We start from the raw sequence: 14,988 nt of genomic DNA on the forward strand, positions 1-14,988 counted from the left end.
TAAGGGGAGCCAGTCGGCATGGGAAAATGGTTCAGAGTGCAGTCGGTCAGCAGCGCCATCGGTCGCGCCATGGTGCTGATCCTGTTCATGGCCAGCCTGATCGCCCTGGTGGCCATGGTCACCCTCTTCTATTCGGTGCCGGACGCCAAAGCCATCAACCTGTCGGGCTCATTGCGCATGCAGGCCTACCGGATGGCCTATGAAATCGAGAAGGATCAGGTCGTGCTCGGCCGGCTCGCCCAGTTCGAGCAGACCCTCAATGCCCCCGAGCTGCAGGAGACCCAGCGCTGGATCACGCCCGCCTCCCTGCGCCGCACCTACGGCGAGGTGCTGCTGCAATGGCAGAGGATGCGCGAGCACATCGAAAACGCCACCCCCAGCCGCTACACCGACAACACGGAGCAGTTCGTCGCCGCCATCGACGACTTCGTCAACCAGATGCAGTACCACGTGGAGTTCAAGGTGCGCATGCTGGCCCTGGCCGAGGGACTCGGCCTGCTCGCCATCATCACCATCGCCTGGTGCACGGTGCGCTTCACGCGCCAGCAGGTGGTGGCACCGCTCAATCAGCTGGTCTATTGCGCCCGCCAGATCCAGCGCCAGGAGTTCGATCTGACCCTGCCCCCCCACTGTGAAAACGAACTGGGGGAGCTGTCGGGGGCGTTTGCCACCATGGCCGCGGAGCTCGGCAAGCTCTACCGGGAGCTGGAGAGCAAGGTGGAGGAGAAGACCGCCAAGCTGCAACAGGCCAACGACACCCTCTCCTTCCTCTATTCCACCGCCCAGAAACTGCACGCGGCGCCGCTCAGCCGCCGCACCCTGCAAAAACTGCTGGAGCGGGCCGCCGCCCACCAGCACATCGACTACATCCGGCTGACCCGCTTCGAGCACAATGCCATGCCGGTCTACATCACGGGGCGCAAGGGGTGGCCCGGCGATCTCGAGGCCGTGGTGAGCTTCTACCTGCAGATGGACGAGGAGGAGTACGGCCGGCTCGACATGATAAGCGACCATCCCGTCGACGAGCGGCTGATGAAGAACTTCTCCATGCTGCTGGCCCAGGTGCTGCACAAGGATCAGACCCTGCTGCAACACCAGCGCCTGCTGCTGATGGAAGAGCGGGCTGTCATCGCCAGGGAGCTGCACGACTCCCTGGCCCAGGCGCTCTCCTACCTGAAGATCCAGTCCACCCTGCTCAAGCGCTCCTTTGCCAAGGGGGATACCGTCAAGGCCGAAGCGGCCATGCAGCAGATCGACGAGGGACTCGGCAACGCCTATACCCAGTTGCGCGAACTGCTCGGCACCTTCCGCCTCAGCATCGGCGATGCCAACCTGGGTGAAGCCATCGGCGTCATGCTGGAGCAGCTCAAGCCCCAGACCCGGGCCGAGATCGGGCTCCAGTACGGACTGACGGATACCGATCTCGAGGCGGGACAGCACATTCACATCCTGCAGCTGATCCGTGAGGCAGTGCTCAATGCCATCAAGCATGCCAATGCCCGGCGCATTGACGTTAGCTGTGAGACCCTGGCTGATGGTAACATCCAGGTTCAGATTGCAGACGACGGTGTCGGAATAAGGGGCGCAAACTCGGCGGTCAATCACTACGGTCTCAGCATCATGAATGAACGCGCCAGCAAATTGCACGGCCAGCTGACCATCAGTGAGCCGCCTTCCGGGGGCACCCGCGTACACCTGACCTTTCCCACCAGCCTAACAAGAGATGCCTGATGGACGAGATGAAATACAGTGTTCTGGTCGTAGATGATCACCCCCTGATGCGCAAGGGAATTGTGCAACTGCTGGAATTGGAAGATAACATCGACGTGGTCGGAGAGGCGTCCAACGGCACCGATGCCGTGGCCATGGCCAAGGAGTCCGAACCGGACCTCATCCTGCTCGATCTCAACATGAAGGGCCTGTCGGGACTCGATACCCTGAAGGCGCTGCGGGCCGAGGAGATCACCTCCCGCGTGGTGATCCTGACCGTCTCCGATGCCCGCCAGGACGTGGTGGCCCTGCTCAAGGCCGGCGCCGACGGCTATCTGCTCAAGGACACCGAGCCCGACATGCTGCTGGCCCAGCTGGCGGATGTCATGACCGGCAAGCAGATCCTGAGTGAGCCGCTGCGCCCCTACCTCGAGAACATCTACGAGCTGGATCACCTGCAACAGAAGCTGGAGAGCCTGACCCGCCGCGAGATGCAGATCATGCGCGAAATTGCCAAGGGGCTCTCCAACAAGCAGGTGGCCTCCGTGCTCCACATCTCGGAAGGCACCGTCAAGGTACACGTCAAGAGCCTGCTCAAGAAGCTGGAAGCCCAGAGCCGCGTGGAGGCGGCGGTCATGTACCTGGAGCAGCGCAACTGATTCTCCGTCCCGAGCCAGCAAGGCAGCCCAGTGCGCCCTTGCTGGCCCCTCCTCGCCCGCCCCTGGCGGCACGACTGCGCTGCACCTTATTGAGCAAATGAATTATTATCTTCTGGGCATGGCACAGCGCACTGAGGAGAGACCCCATGACTTCCGGACAGATTGAACTGGTACAGCGGGCCTGGGGCAAGGTGACCGCCCTGAGCAACACCTATGTTCAGGAGGTATATGAGGAGTTGTTCCGGCTGTCGCCGGAATTGCAGGCCCTCTTCCCCCAGCACCCCGATCTGCCCGTCGCCAAGGTCTCCGACACCCTGAATACCGTCATCACCAGCCTGGATCAGCTGGATGCCCTGGGCTTCATCATCCGGGATCTCGGCAGACAGCATCAGAAATTCAACGTGCAGCCACACCAGTTCGCCCTCCTGAAGCAGGCGCTGACCCTGGTGCTGGCGCGCCGCCTGGGAAGCAACTTCACTCCTGAGCTGGCCGACGCCTGGTCACAGATGTATGACGAGATCGCCGCCCTGATGCAGGAAGGCTTGAGCCAGCACTCCGAATCCATCGCCTGATCCAGGCCACTGTTCATCGACCACGCAAGGTATCTGGACGGGTCTTTAAACAGGCATTTTGCGTGATCGCTATTTGCAATATGCGAAAACCGCCTCATTCTGCAGACGGGTCATGTTCGAGCCCCTGCAACCTCACCTGAATCCCCCTCATGCCATTCTCGCCATCCTCGTCAGAGGATATTTCAATAGATTGATTTTAAATGGATATTTTCCAACGCCTTCCTCATTCTCTCCGCATTGCCCGCCAGCCCCCCTCCTCTGGCACGGTCACTGCATTGTCATATTCAGACGCAACTTATCGGAGGATGGAACATGAAACTTCAACAACTGGCACTGTTCCCCTTGCCTTCTCACATACTGCCAGGCGGAAAACTGCCCCTGCGGTTGTTCGAGCCACGCCACCTCCAGATGCTCAAGGCGTCCTTCATCGAGGATCGGGGCTTTGGCATCGTCATGGAGGAGGCGACCAGCACGGGCACCTGCGGGCGGATCCTGCCGGTCGGCACCCGGGTCAAGGTGACGGACTTCTATACCCTCAACGATGGCCTGCTCGGAGTGACCGTGCTCGGTCTGGAACGTTTTTGCATCCATGAGATGGAAACCGATGACTCTGGCTTGCGCCACGCCCAGGTCGAAATGCTGCCCAACTGGCCGAGCACCCACTCCGACTTCAGCGACAAGCAGCTGGTGAGCAGATTGAGGGAGGTATTTGAACAGTATCCGGAACTGGATGAACTTTACCCGGACAAGCAGTTCGACGACGCGGCCTGGCTCTGCCAGCGCTGGCTCGAGATCCTGCCCATGCCGATCTATGAAAAACAGATGTTGATTGCCAAACAGAACAGTGAAGCGGCGCGCCAGTTTCTGCGCCGGCTGATCGCACAGTGAGTCAGAGAGTGAGTCAAATTGCGATTTGCAAAACGCGAATACCCTGACCGAAAATTCTTACAATGAGAAGGGTGAATTCGCAATTTGCAATCGCCGGTGGCGATAAACAACGCATAACTCCGCTACCAGCCGCAAATAACAGGTTATGAAAAGTTGGCACGACTTTTTCATGTAAGACCGTACAACCCGATTTATCCCGTGCTCTCTTCAGTATTTGCTGAAGAATTGGTCAACCACCAGGTTGACCATTTTTTTTGCCCAGAATCGGCTCAACAGTTCCTGCAATGGCGGAGCAGGCAAGTGCGCAGTCGCGCGAGGCTGATGGGCTTGGCCAGAAAATCGTCCATGCCCTGGGCCAGACAGCGGGCCCTGTCCTCCGTCATGGCATTGGCCGTCAGCGCGACTATGGGTACCTCGCACCCCATGTCGCGCAGGCGGCGCGTCGCCTCCAGCCCATCCATCTGCGGCATCCTCATGTCCATCAGGATGAGATCCGGTCGCCGCTCGCCGACCCGTGCCAGCGCCTCCAGCCCGTTGCCCGCCAGCCTCACCCTGCACGCCAGTTTTTCCAGCATGAGCGACACCACCAGCTGGTTGACCGGGCTGTCCTCCACCACCAGCACATCCAGTACCGGCATGATCCCGCCCTCGCCGGCGGGATCCGCCACCGGGGCACAGGGGGTGGCCATCCCGGGCAACTCGAACCAGAAGCAGCTGCCCTGCCCCGGCGTACTCTGCACGCGAATGTCCCCCCCCATCAACTGCACCAGCCGCCTGCAGATGGCGAGTCCAAGCCCGGAGCCGGAGAAACGGCGGGTGGCCGAGCTGTCGACCTGATAGAAGGGCTCGAACAGCAGCACCTGATCCTCGGGGGAGATGCCGATCCCGGTGTCGCTGACCGACACCCTGAGCCTGTCGTCCTGCCACGCCAGCGCAAGCCGCACGCTGCCGACGGCGGTAAACTTCACCGCATTCCCGAGCAGGTTGCCGATCACCTGGGAGAGGCGCACCGCATCCCCCTGCAGCTGCGCCGGCACCGCCTCGTCCAGGTGCCAGTGAAGCCTGATGCCCTTGGCACCGGCCTGTGCCTGCAGAGGTGCCACCAGCGCCCGGCACAGCTCGGCGGGCTGGAAGGGTTCGCAGTGCAGCGCCAGGGTGTGCGACTCTATCTTCGAGAAGTCGAGCACATCGTCGATGATGGTCTGCAGCAGATGAGCCGAGTGGGTGGCATGGCCGATCAGGGCCTGCTGAGGGGGATCGAGTCGCCCGTGCTGCAGCAGGTCCAGCATCCCCAGCACCGCGTTCATGGGGGAGCGGATCTCGTGGGTCATCATGGCCAGGAACTGGGACTTGGCACGGTTGGCCGTCTCGGCATCGTCCCGCGCCCGCGCCAGCTCCTGCTCCCGGCGGATCTGGCTGCCGATGTCCCGCGCCGTGCCCCGATAACCGATGAAGGTGCCTTGGGCATCGTGGCAGGGCTCGGCATTGATCTCCATCCAGCAGGGGCCGCCTGCCAGTTGCACCTGGGCACGGATCCCCCGAACCGGCAGATGACGGGCGATCAGACGCCGGTAGTTGCACCAGGCGGGATCCCGCTTGTCGTGGGCAAAATCGTAGAGGCTGCGCCCGGCCTGACCGGCCAGCACCTCCCCCTGATAACCGGGGGCGGAGACATAGCTGAGCCTGTGCAGGGGATCCGTCTCCCAGAACCAGTCGGAGGCCATGGCGGCGAAACTGCGAAAACGCTGCTCGCTGGCCTGCAGGGCGAGGGTTTTGAGAGCCACCTGCTCCTGCAGCCGGGCCCGATAGGCGATGTTCACCAGCGCCTGGGAGATGAGGGGGCGGCAACGCTGCATCGCCGCCTTGCTCTTGAGATCGAAGGTGCCCGCGGCGCCGTGCCGGCAGATGAGCACGCCGGAGAACCCCGGCCCCTGCAGGCCCGTCATCATGACGCTGGCCCAGCCCGCCAGCCCCGCTAGGGGGGCCAGCTCAGGCAACTGGGCGGGATCGTAGATGACCAGGGTGTCGCCATCGATGGCCCGGGAGAAGAGCGGGGTCAGCGACCAAGTGCGGCCGACCTCTTCCGGCTGGGTGCTGAGATGGGTGGTGCCGCACGCGGCCTCCCAGGCGATCACGTCCGCCTGTTCGAATCCGATGAAGGGCTTGAGCGCAAGGATGAGGCTCTCCAGTACCTGCTCGAGGCTCTGGGCCTCGGCCAGGGTCGCCACCCCGCACAGCAGGGCTTGAGACTCCTCGCGGTATCTGGCCTCACGCTCCCGGCAGCGCATCAGCTCCACCAGCGTGGTTTGCAGCTTGTCGCCCAGGGTTTCCAGTTCGCTATTGCCTATCATCTTGAATCCAGCATGCTGTCAGCTCTCGAGGAAGATTACGCTCGAGACCATGAGGTTGCCATGAGCCAGCTCACCGTGGGGCAATCGCCCCTGCTCGCCGAAGGTAAACGGCGTGATGAAGGGGATGTCCCCCAGCCTCTGGCCGAATTGCGCCACCACGTCGCCCAGCCTCTCCCCCAGCGCCAGGCGGCAACCGGCACAGAACACCACCAGGGCGCCAAGGGGCTGCACATTGCCCGCCATGCCGTACTCCGGCTCGATGCGCATCGCGTTCAGACTGCGCTGCAACAGCCCCTCCTGGCTGCTGTACATGAGTTGCAGGCGCTCCCCCAACCGGGTTTCGGTGAAGAGGCGCAGCCCCTCCCGCGCCGTCACCGCCTCGGGGTGCGAGAGCTTGTAGTAGGGGATCTCGTCGAGCATGCCGACCTGGCGAGCCAGCGGGGAGAGCGTCGTCTCCCTGAGGATGGGGCCCACCGGCCAGGGAACCGCACGCTCGGTCCAGCGGCCATAGACCCGGGCCGCCGGTTCATGGTCTATGGTCAGCACCTCGCGCCCCTCTAGCCCGGTGATGATGCCCTGACGCTCGGTGGGCACATAGCCTGAGTGAAACTGGAAGGCCAACTGGCAGTCGGGGTAGAGCACCGCAAGCACGCAGCCCTGGCCCCCCTCCCCCTCGTCCCAGCACAGCTGCCATGCGCCGGTGACACCGTCGTCCGCCGCCGACCCGCCGACGACGGGAACGGTCGCGCCAAACTCGGCGTCGATGCCCGCCAGCATGGCCTCCTCCAGCCCCGGGCTGGCATGCAGCAAGACCAGCTGGGGCAGCTCGCCGGGGCGTCCGCCGTCGGCGATGGCGCGGCGCAGCAATGCCCGAACATCCGGCTCATCGCCCAGCTGGCCGGCCACGCCGTAGGCGCCTTTGTCATCGTAGAGGGCGGCGACCGCAAGGCTCCAACCCCTTCGGCCATGGTGGCCGGTCTGGGTCAGGATGCCGCCGCAGGAGCTGCAACCGATGAGCCGGGTGTCGGGAAAACGGGCCTTGAGCGCATGACGCAGTACCGCGGCATCGTGTGCTTGGGTAAAATAGACCAGCAACAGCGACGGGAAATGGGGTGATTGAGCGAGCAACCCCTCTGCTATCTGTTGGGCGGCCAGCGGGGTCGTCTCGGCAAGAGAGTGAGCCGTCAGGAAGTTCAACACCGTCTCCTAGAGGTATGGGATGCTGGCATTAAGCAAAAATCATACCCTTATCAAACAATTACCTGGCCACGGAGACTAGAATGGTGCTCACTGGCCTCCCACGGGATCACTGCATGTGGCAGAACAATATCAATGACTTCGACCGGGTCGTCGCCATCGGCGGTGGGCACGGCCTGGGCCGCGTGCTCTCCTCCCTTTCATTTTTGGGGTCCCGGCTGACGGGCATAGTCACCACCACAGACGACGGCGGCTCCACCGGGCGGCTACGCAAGAGCCAGGAGTGCATCGCCTGGGGCGATCTGCGCAACTGCCTCAACCAGCTGGTGACCACCCCCAGCATCGGCAGCCAGCTGTTCGAGCACCGCTTCACCGGCCGCGGCGAGCTGGCGGGCCACAACCTCGGCAACCTGATGCTGCTGGCCCTCGACAACCTCTGTGTCCGCCCCCTGGATGCCATCCGGCTCATCAGCGACATGCTGGAAATCGAGCCGAAGCTGCTGCCCATGTCAGAACAGCCCACGGATCTCTGCGCCCACACCCTCTGCGGTGGCCAGATCCAGGGGGAAGTCTCCATCGATCAGCTCACCACGCCGCCACGGGCCCTGAGCCTGAATCCGGTCGTGCCGGCCACCCGCGAGGCCGCCCTGGCCCTGAGCCAGGCCGACATGATCATTCTGGGGCCGGGCAGCTTCCTCACCTCCGTCATGCCCCCTCTGCTGCTGCGCGACCTCGCCGAGGCGATCCGCGGCAGCAGTGCCATCGTCGTCTTCATCAGCAATCTGGTGGCCGAGACGGGACCAGCGGGTCAGTTGACACTGCTGGACCAGCATCGCTGGCTGGAAGAGCGGATAGGCAAGGGCCGGATCGATGCCATTCTGGCCCCCGAAGGTCAGGGATGCCCCGAGCTGCAGCCTTGCCTCGTCCAGGCCAACCTGGGTGAGGCCGCCCTGCCCCATCGCCACGATCGCATCAAGCTCAGGCAGGCGCTGGATGGCGTCATCCTCAACTGGCACATCGAGCATGACAAGGCGGGCTGAGCCGCCGGGGCTCAGTGAAACTGGGACAGGTGGGAGAAGACCTGGGGCAGGGAGTGCTCCAGCTCGGCCAGCAGTCGGCCAGCCTCCTGGGCATCTTCCCGCCGACAGGCGAGTTCAAGGGCCATGACCTGCCGATAGCTGGGCTCGGCACCATAGCTGCCACAAGAGGATTTCATGCTGTGGGCGAGGCGGGCCAGTGCGGACCAGTCTCGCCGTTCATAGAGAGGCCTCAGCTGGGCCAGCTGCTCCCCCACCTCTTCGACGAACACCGAGATGACCACGGGCATCATCTCGTGACCTATGTCATCTGCCAGTTGCCGCAGCACCTTCTGATCCAGCCACTCCATCTTCTCTTCCCTATGATGGTATTCAAACAGACCACAATATAGCCGATTGGGACACCCGCTGTCATCCACCCTTCCACCACGGGCAGACCGCAGTGGTTGGGCCATAATGTGAGCGCCATCAAACTCTCGGTACGACACGCTCGCGGGATCAGAGATAAATGTTGTCACAAAATTAACAATAACGTAACAATACAACCCATGAGAATGATGCGGCTCAGCAACACCTCTCTCATCCCTTTTTGCCTGTATGGCTGCTGCGAAGAACCAGGGTAGAATTCTACCCTGGTATTTTTTTATGTCTGGCTCGGCAGTACGGTGTTATTGCCATACTCCAGCTCCCCCAGCCGGAACAGGCAGAACTCCCCTGGCACCATCTTCACCCAGCTCTCATTGCCGGTGAGCGGCCGGGTGGCGACCAGGGTCACCACGTCGTTCGGGGTGGTTTCGCTCTGAAAGTCGATGGCCACGTCCTCATCCAGCAGGCGGGCCTCGCCAAAGGGCGCCCTGCGCGTCAGCCAGTAGAGGTTGTTGCTGCAATAGGTCATCACGAACTCCCCGTCCGACAGCAGCATGTTGAACACCCCGAGCCCGCGCAGCTCGTCACACAGGGTCGCGAGGTAGCGGAACATGGCGGGGAAATTCGCCGGGCGCTTGGGGTATTTGTGCTCCAGCCTGTCGAGCAGCCAGCAGAAGGCGTGCTCGCTGTCGGTGTCGCCCACCGGACGATGACGCCCGGTCGGCAGCTTCTTGTAACCGGTCAGCTGGCCGTTGTGGGCAAAGGTCCAGTAGCGTCCCCACAGCTCGCGGGTGAAGGGGTGGGTGTTCTCCAGCGACACGCAGCCCCGGTTGGCCTGCCGGATGTGGCTGACCACGGCGCGGCTCTTGATCGGCAACGCCTGCACCAGCTTGGCGATGGGGGACTGGGCGCTGGGCTCGGGATCCTTGAAGGTGCGAAAGCCTCGCCCCTCGTAGAAGGTGATCCCCCAGCCATCCTTGTGAGGGCCCGTCTTGCCGCCCCTCAGCATCAGCCCGGTAAAGCTGAAGCAGATGTCGGTCGGCACATTGGCGCTCATGCCGAGCAATTCGCACATATCCCGTCAACCCCCTGAAATACTTGATTCTTTCTGCTTCAATCGGGGAATCCTCTTAGGCGAGACGCCGCGACGTCTCGCCATCCCCGTCTGATTACTTCGCCATCTCTTTCTCGACCAACTGGATCAGGATGTGGATCACCTTGATGTGCACTTCCTGGATGCGGTCGGCGTAGCCGAAGTGCGGCACCCGGATCTCGACGTCCGCCAGACCCGCCATCTTGCCGCCATCCTTGCCGGTCAGGGCGATCACCTTCATGCCCTTGGCACGGGCCGCCTCGATGGCCTTGAGGATGTTGCCGGAGTTGCCGCTGGTGGAGATGCCGAGCAGCACGTCGCCACGGCGGCCGACCGCTTCCACATAGCGGGAGAACACATGGTCATAGCCAAAGTCGTTGGAGACGCAGGAGAGGTGGCTCGGGTCGGAGATAGCGATGCCGGCGTAACCGGGACGGTTCTCGCGATAGCGGCCGGTCAGCTCCTCGGCGAAGTGCATGGCGTCGCAGTGAGAGCCGCCGTTGCCACAGGAGAGCACCTTGCCTTCCTCCTTGAAAGAGTCGGCGAGCAGCTTGGCCGCCGCTTCGATGTTCTTCAGATTTTGCTCGTCTGCCAGGAACGCCTGGAGCACGCTGGCAGCTTCGGTCAACTCGTTGCGGATTAGTTCTTGGTACATGGTCTTTGAGATCTCGTCGTCCAACATAGGGTGGCCGCATTGTCGCACAAGCCAGCCCAATCGTCGCCCCCCGCCCGCCAAGATGCGGCGTACGACCCGTTATGCCGATCACAGCACCAAGGTAACAAGCTTGTAAACAACTTGATAAGTTTGTGCGTATGAATTACAACAGGGCCACATCCAACAGGTCAGACCTCTGGATCAGTTAACCCCAGTTTCCCAACTTCGGCAATTCATGCAAGGAGCGAAAAATGACGACGACCCTCACTCTGTTCGGGGTGATCCTGGTGATCGGCGCCATGGCCTACCGCCGGGCGTCCCTGTTCACCGCCACGCTTGCCACGGCCGCCGCCCTGGTCGCCGGCGCCCTCTATGGCCATGTGCCCCTGCTGGTGTGGGTGCTGTTCGCCGTAATCGCCATTCCCCTCAACCTGGTGGAGTTTCGCCGCAACCAGCTGACCAAACCCCTGTTCAAGATCTACAAGTCCATCATGCCGGAGATGTCCCGTACCGAGAAGGAAGCCATCGAGGCGGGGACGACCTGGTGGGAAGCGGATCTGTTTGCCGGCAATCCGGACTGGAAGAAGCTGCACGCCATTCCGGTGAGCACGCTGTCAGCCGAAGAGCAGGCCTTCATGGACGGCCCGGTGGAAGAAGTGTGCCGCATGGTCAACGACTGGGAAGTGACCCACGAGCGGGCCGATCTCTCCCCCGAGGTGTGGCAGTACCTGAAGGACAACAAGTTCTTCGCCATGATCATCAAGAAGAAATACGGCGGCCTAGAGTTCTCCGCCTACGCCCAGTCCTGCGTGCTGCAAAAGCTGTGTGGCGCCAGCGCCGTGCTGGCTTCCACCGTCGGCGTGCCCAACTCCCTGGGCCCGGGGGAACTGCTGCAGCACTACGGCACCGAGGAGCAGAAAGACCACTACCTGCCCCGCCTGGCCATAGGCAAGGAGATCCCCTGCTTCGCCCTGACCAGCCCGGAAGCGGGCTCGGACGCCGGCTCCATCCCCGACTTCGGCATCGTCTGCAAGGGCGAGTGGGAAGGGGAAGAGGTGATCGGCATGCGCCTGACCTGGAACAAGCGCTACATCACCCTCGCCCCCATCGCCACCGTGCTGGGCCTCGCCTTCAAGCTGCGTGACCCGGACCACCTGTTGGGTGAGGAAGAAGAGCTCGGCATCACCTGCGCCCTCATTCCGACCCATATCAAGGGCGTCGAGATCGGCCGCCGCCACTTCCCCCTCAACGTGCCGTTCCAGAACGGCCCGACCCGCGGCAAGGAGGTGTTCGTGCCGCTCGACTTCATCATCGGCGGTCCGGCCATGGCCGGTCAGGGCTGGCGCATGCTGGTGGAGTGCCTCTCGGTCGGTCGCGGCATCACCCTGCCCTCCAACAGCACGGGCGGCGTCAAGATGCTGGCCCTGGCCACCGGTGCCTACAGCCGCATCCGTCGCCAGTTCAAGCTGCCCATCGGCAAGATGGAAGGGATTGAAGAGCCGCTGGCCCGCCTGGGGGGCAACGCCTACATCATGGGCGCCGCCGCCAAGCTGACGGTGACCGGCATCGACCTGGGTGAAAAGCCCTCTGTCATCTCCGCCATCGTCAAGTACCACCTCACCGACCGCGCCCAGAAGTGCATCATCGACGCCATGGACATCCACGGCGGCAAGGCCATCTGCATGGGCCCCAACAACTACCTGGCCCGCGGCTATCAGGGCGCCCCCATCGCGGTCACCGTCGAGGGGGCCAACATCCTGACCCGCAGCATGATCATCTACGGCCAGGGGGCCATCCGCTGCCACCCCTATGTGTTGCCCGAGATGCTGGCCGCCAGCCACCCGGACAAGGAGCAGGCCCTCAAGGACTTCGACAAGGCGGTGTTCAGCCACGTGGGCTTTGCCATCAGCAACCTGGTGCGCAGCTTCTGGCTGGGCCTCACCGGCGCCCGCTTCGCCGCCGCGCCGTACAAGGATCAGACCAAGGGCTACTACCAGCAGCTCTCCCGCCTCTCCGCCAACCTGGCGTTCCTGTCGGACATGGCGATGGGTACCCTGGGCGGCGAGCTCAAGCGCAAGGAGCGGGTTTCCGCTCGCCTCGGTGACGTGCTGAGCCAGCTCTATCTGGCCTCCAGCGCCCTCAAGCGCTATCAGGACGAGGGCCGCCAGCAGGCAGACCTGCCGCTCTTGCACTGGGCACTGCAAGACGCCCTGTTCAAGGCACAGGAAGCGATCGACGAGCTGCTGCGCAACTTCCCGAACCGCTGGATCGGGCTGGCGCTGCGCGCCATCGTGCTGCCGCTGGGTCGCGACCTGAAGCGTCCCTCCGACAAGCTCGACAGCCAGGTGGCCCGCCTGCTGCAGACGCCGAGTGCGACCCGCAGCCGTCTGGCCGAAGGCCAGTACCTCACCCGCGAGGAGGGCAACCCCTTCGGGCTGCTGGAGCAGGCTCTCGACGACGTGCTGACCGCCGAGCCGCTGTTTGACAAGGTGTGCAAGGCCGAAGGCACCAGACGTCCCTTCACCCAGCTCGACAAGGTGGCGGAGGCCGGTCTGACTCTCGGCGTCATCAACCAGACCGAGGCCGAGCTGTTGCGCCGCGCCGAAGCGAGTCGCCTGCGCACCATCAACGTCGATGACTTCGACCCTGTCGATCTGGTGGCAAACAAGGCACTGTTTGAAGCCTCAGCCTACCACCGTGCAGCCTGATCCAAAGCCTGTCAAAACGCCTCCCTCGTGGAGGCGTTTTTCATGAAGAGATCGACCTGTGACCTTGCGGGGTGCGGGAGAAAACGACTGGATCATATTTTGAATACCAATCCATTTCCTATATTGAATGAAGCGGTTAAGGTAAACACAGTATCACTCACAGGATTGCGTAATGGATGATCAAATCCTGATTATTGACGATGAAGATCTTCCCCCGTCAGCGCTGCAGACCGCAGGCTGGAAGGTGATGATAGTGGACGATGAGCCCGAAGTGCACCGCATCACCAAGATCACCCTGAGCAAGTTCGAGTTCGACGGCAAACCCATAGATTTCCTGCACGCCTATTCCGCCGCCGAAGCCAAGGCGCTGCTCGCCATCACCCCGGATGTCGCGCTGCTGCTCCTCGACGTCGTCATGGAGGCCGATCACGCTGGCCTCGAGGTAGTCAAATTCGTGCGCGACGAGCTGCAAAACAAGATGGTGCGTATCGTGTTGCGTACCGGTCAGCCAGGCCAGGCACCGGAAGATGACGTCGTCACCAACTACGACATCAACGACTACAAGGACAAGACCGAACTCACCTCCCAGAAGCTGCGCACCCTGCTGCGCGCCAGCCTGCGCTCCTACCGGGACATCCGCACCCTGGAGAGCAATCGCCAGGGGCTGGAGAAAGTCATCGAAGCCTCCAGAGGGATCTTCGAGCAGCGCGCACTGCGCCAGTTTGTCGAGGGGGCCCAGACCCAGCTCAGCGCCCTGCTCAACCTGGAAGAGTCCCAGATCTACGACGTGAAGCACCTTGCCTACGAGGTGCGGGATCAGGTACTGGAGCCCCTGCTCAGCGACGGCCCGGCCCTGCTGCTCTCCGATGCCCCGGCCATACTGCGCCACGCCATGACCAGGGGGGCCAATGTCTACGACGGCAACCAGATGGTGCTCTATTGCCAGAACCCCCGTCACCACCTGCTGTTCCACATCGAGACCACCCGTCCTCTCAGCCAGATGGACACCGGCCTGCTGAGCCTGTTCACCGAGAACATCATAGTGGCGCTGGAGAACATCCGGCTCAACGAGGTGATCGGCGACAATCAGCGCGAGATCATCTACCGCATCGGCGAGCTGGTGGAGAGCCGCTCCAAGGAGTCCGGCCTGCACGTCAAGCGGGTGGCCCTCTACACCGAGCTGTTCTGCCAGTTGCTCGGCATGAACGAGGAGAAGTGTGAACTCATCAAGCGCGCCTCCCCCCTGCACGACATCGGCAAAGTGGGGATCCCGGACGCCATCCTGCACAAGCCGGGCAAGCTCACCCCGGAGGAGTGGGAGATCATGAAGACCCATGCCCAGCTGGGGCAGGACATGCTCTCCGGCAGTGATCTGGCGCTGTTCCAGATAGGTGCCACCATCGCCGGCAACCATCACGAGAAGTGGAACGGCACCGGCTACCCCCGCGGGCTCAAGGGTGACGCCATCCCCCTGGAGGGGCGCATCGTCGCCCTGGCGGACGTGTTCGATGCCCTGGGCTCGGATCGCTGCTACAAACGGGCCTGGCCGCTGGAACAGGTGCTGGCGCTGATCAAGGAGGAGAAGGGTGAGCACTTCGATCCCCAGCTGGTGGATCTGATGCTGGCCAATCTGGAGAAGTTCCTCGACATCCGCGAGCAGTACAAGGACATCTATATCGGCGCCCACTGATATCTTTGTGTTCCCCGCGCCGCCACCTCGCCATCATGAAGAAGCCGCCCATCGGGCGGCTT

Annotated in this window: 12 protein-coding genes; 7 read left to right on the top strand and 5 right to left on the bottom strand. The window is 62.7% G+C overall.

Translation table 11 applies throughout. From position 1 onward, the window contains the following. Positions 1-18 precede the first annotated feature (18 nt). The 4 genes from narQ to AB5Y72_RS01950 all read left to right on the top strand — a co-directional run bounded on the left by narQ (position 19) and on the right by AB5Y72_RS01950 (position 3,829). Positions 19-1,731: a nitrate/nitrite two-component system sensor histidine kinase NarQ gene (gene narQ / locus AB5Y72_RS01935; RefSeq protein WP_042077396.1), complete on the top strand. Its 1,713-nt coding sequence runs from the start codon at positions 19-21 to the stop codon at positions 1,729-1,731. Then, positions 1,731-2,369: a two-component system response regulator NarL gene (gene narL / locus AB5Y72_RS01940; RefSeq protein WP_041212731.1), complete on the top strand. Its 639-nt coding sequence runs from the start codon at positions 1,731-1,733 to the stop codon at positions 2,367-2,369. The genes narQ and narL overlap by 1 nt, the downstream gene beginning before the upstream one ends. A 146-nt stretch (positions 2,370-2,515) precedes the next feature. Next, positions 2,516-2,941: a globin domain-containing protein gene (locus AB5Y72_RS01945; RefSeq protein ID WP_368198512.1), complete on the top strand. Its 426-nt coding sequence runs from the start codon at positions 2,516-2,518 to the stop codon at positions 2,939-2,941. A 312-nt stretch (positions 2,942-3,253) separates the two neighbouring features. Further along, positions 3,254-3,829: an LON peptidase substrate-binding domain-containing protein gene (locus AB5Y72_RS01950; protein ID WP_042077392.1), complete on the top strand. Its 576-nt coding sequence runs from the start codon at positions 3,254-3,256 to the stop codon at positions 3,827-3,829. Between the two features lie 269 nt (positions 3,830-4,098). Here AB5Y72_RS01950 and AB5Y72_RS01955 read toward each other — a convergent pair whose 3' ends face one another. Both AB5Y72_RS01955 and AB5Y72_RS01960 read right to left on the bottom strand, forming a co-directional pair. Continuing rightward, a complete protein-coding gene (locus AB5Y72_RS01955; protein ID WP_325782454.1) occupies positions 4,099-6,180 on the bottom strand; it encodes an ATP-binding protein in 2,082 nt (693 codons plus the stop codon). Positions 6,181-6,198: 18 nt separating this feature from the next. Continuing rightward, a complete protein-coding gene (locus AB5Y72_RS01960; RefSeq protein WP_325782455.1) occupies positions 6,199-7,377 on the bottom strand; it encodes an FIST N-terminal domain-containing protein in 1,179 nt (392 codons plus the stop codon). Between the two features lie 116 nt (positions 7,378-7,493). Here AB5Y72_RS01960 and yvcK point away from each other — a divergent pair, with 116 nt between their 5' ends. After that, complete coding sequence (gene yvcK, locus AB5Y72_RS01965) at positions 7,494-8,417, top strand: uridine diphosphate-N-acetylglucosamine-binding protein YvcK (RefSeq protein ID WP_325782456.1); 924 nt, start codon at positions 7,494-7,496, stop codon at positions 8,415-8,417. 11 nt (positions 8,418-8,428) lie between these two features. On the opposite strand, the gene AB5Y72_RS01970 is transcribed toward yvcK, so the two are convergent. The 3 genes from AB5Y72_RS01970 to lpcA all read right to left on the bottom strand — a co-directional run bounded on the left by AB5Y72_RS01970 (position 8,429) and on the right by lpcA (position 10,528). Next, positions 8,429-8,764 (bottom strand): Hpt domain-containing protein, encoded by a 336-nt coding sequence (locus AB5Y72_RS01970; protein WP_042077387.1) that lies wholly within the window; start codon positions 8,762-8,764, stop codon positions 8,429-8,431. A gap of 293 nt (positions 8,765-9,057) precedes the next feature. After that, positions 9,058-9,855: a class II glutamine amidotransferase gene (locus AB5Y72_RS01975; RefSeq protein ID WP_368198514.1), complete on the bottom strand. Its 798-nt coding sequence runs from the start codon at positions 9,853-9,855 to the stop codon at positions 9,058-9,060. 94 nt (positions 9,856-9,949) lie between these two features. Further along, complete coding sequence (lpcA, locus tag AB5Y72_RS01980) at positions 9,950-10,528, bottom strand: D-sedoheptulose 7-phosphate isomerase (protein WP_042077458.1); 579 nt, start codon at positions 10,526-10,528, stop codon at positions 9,950-9,952. Positions 10,529-10,779: 251 nt separating this feature from the next. Here lpcA and fadE point away from each other — a divergent pair, with 251 nt between their 5' ends. Both fadE and AB5Y72_RS01990 read left to right on the top strand, forming a co-directional pair. After that, entirely contained in the window at positions 10,780-13,236 is a 2,457-nt protein-coding gene (fadE, locus tag AB5Y72_RS01985) for an acyl-CoA dehydrogenase FadE (RefSeq protein ID WP_368198516.1), read from the top strand. A 172-nt stretch (positions 13,237-13,408) separates the two neighbouring features. Next, complete coding sequence (locus tag AB5Y72_RS01990) at positions 13,409-14,926, top strand: HD domain-containing phosphohydrolase (protein WP_368198518.1); 1,518 nt, start codon at positions 13,409-13,411, stop codon at positions 14,924-14,926. Positions 14,927-14,988 lie beyond the last annotated feature (62 nt).

The sequence above is a fragment of the Aeromonas sp. R7-4 genome, assembly GCF_040908055.1.
Taxonomy (GTDB): Bacteria; Pseudomonadota; Gammaproteobacteria; order Enterobacterales; family Aeromonadaceae; genus Aeromonas; species Aeromonas sanarellii.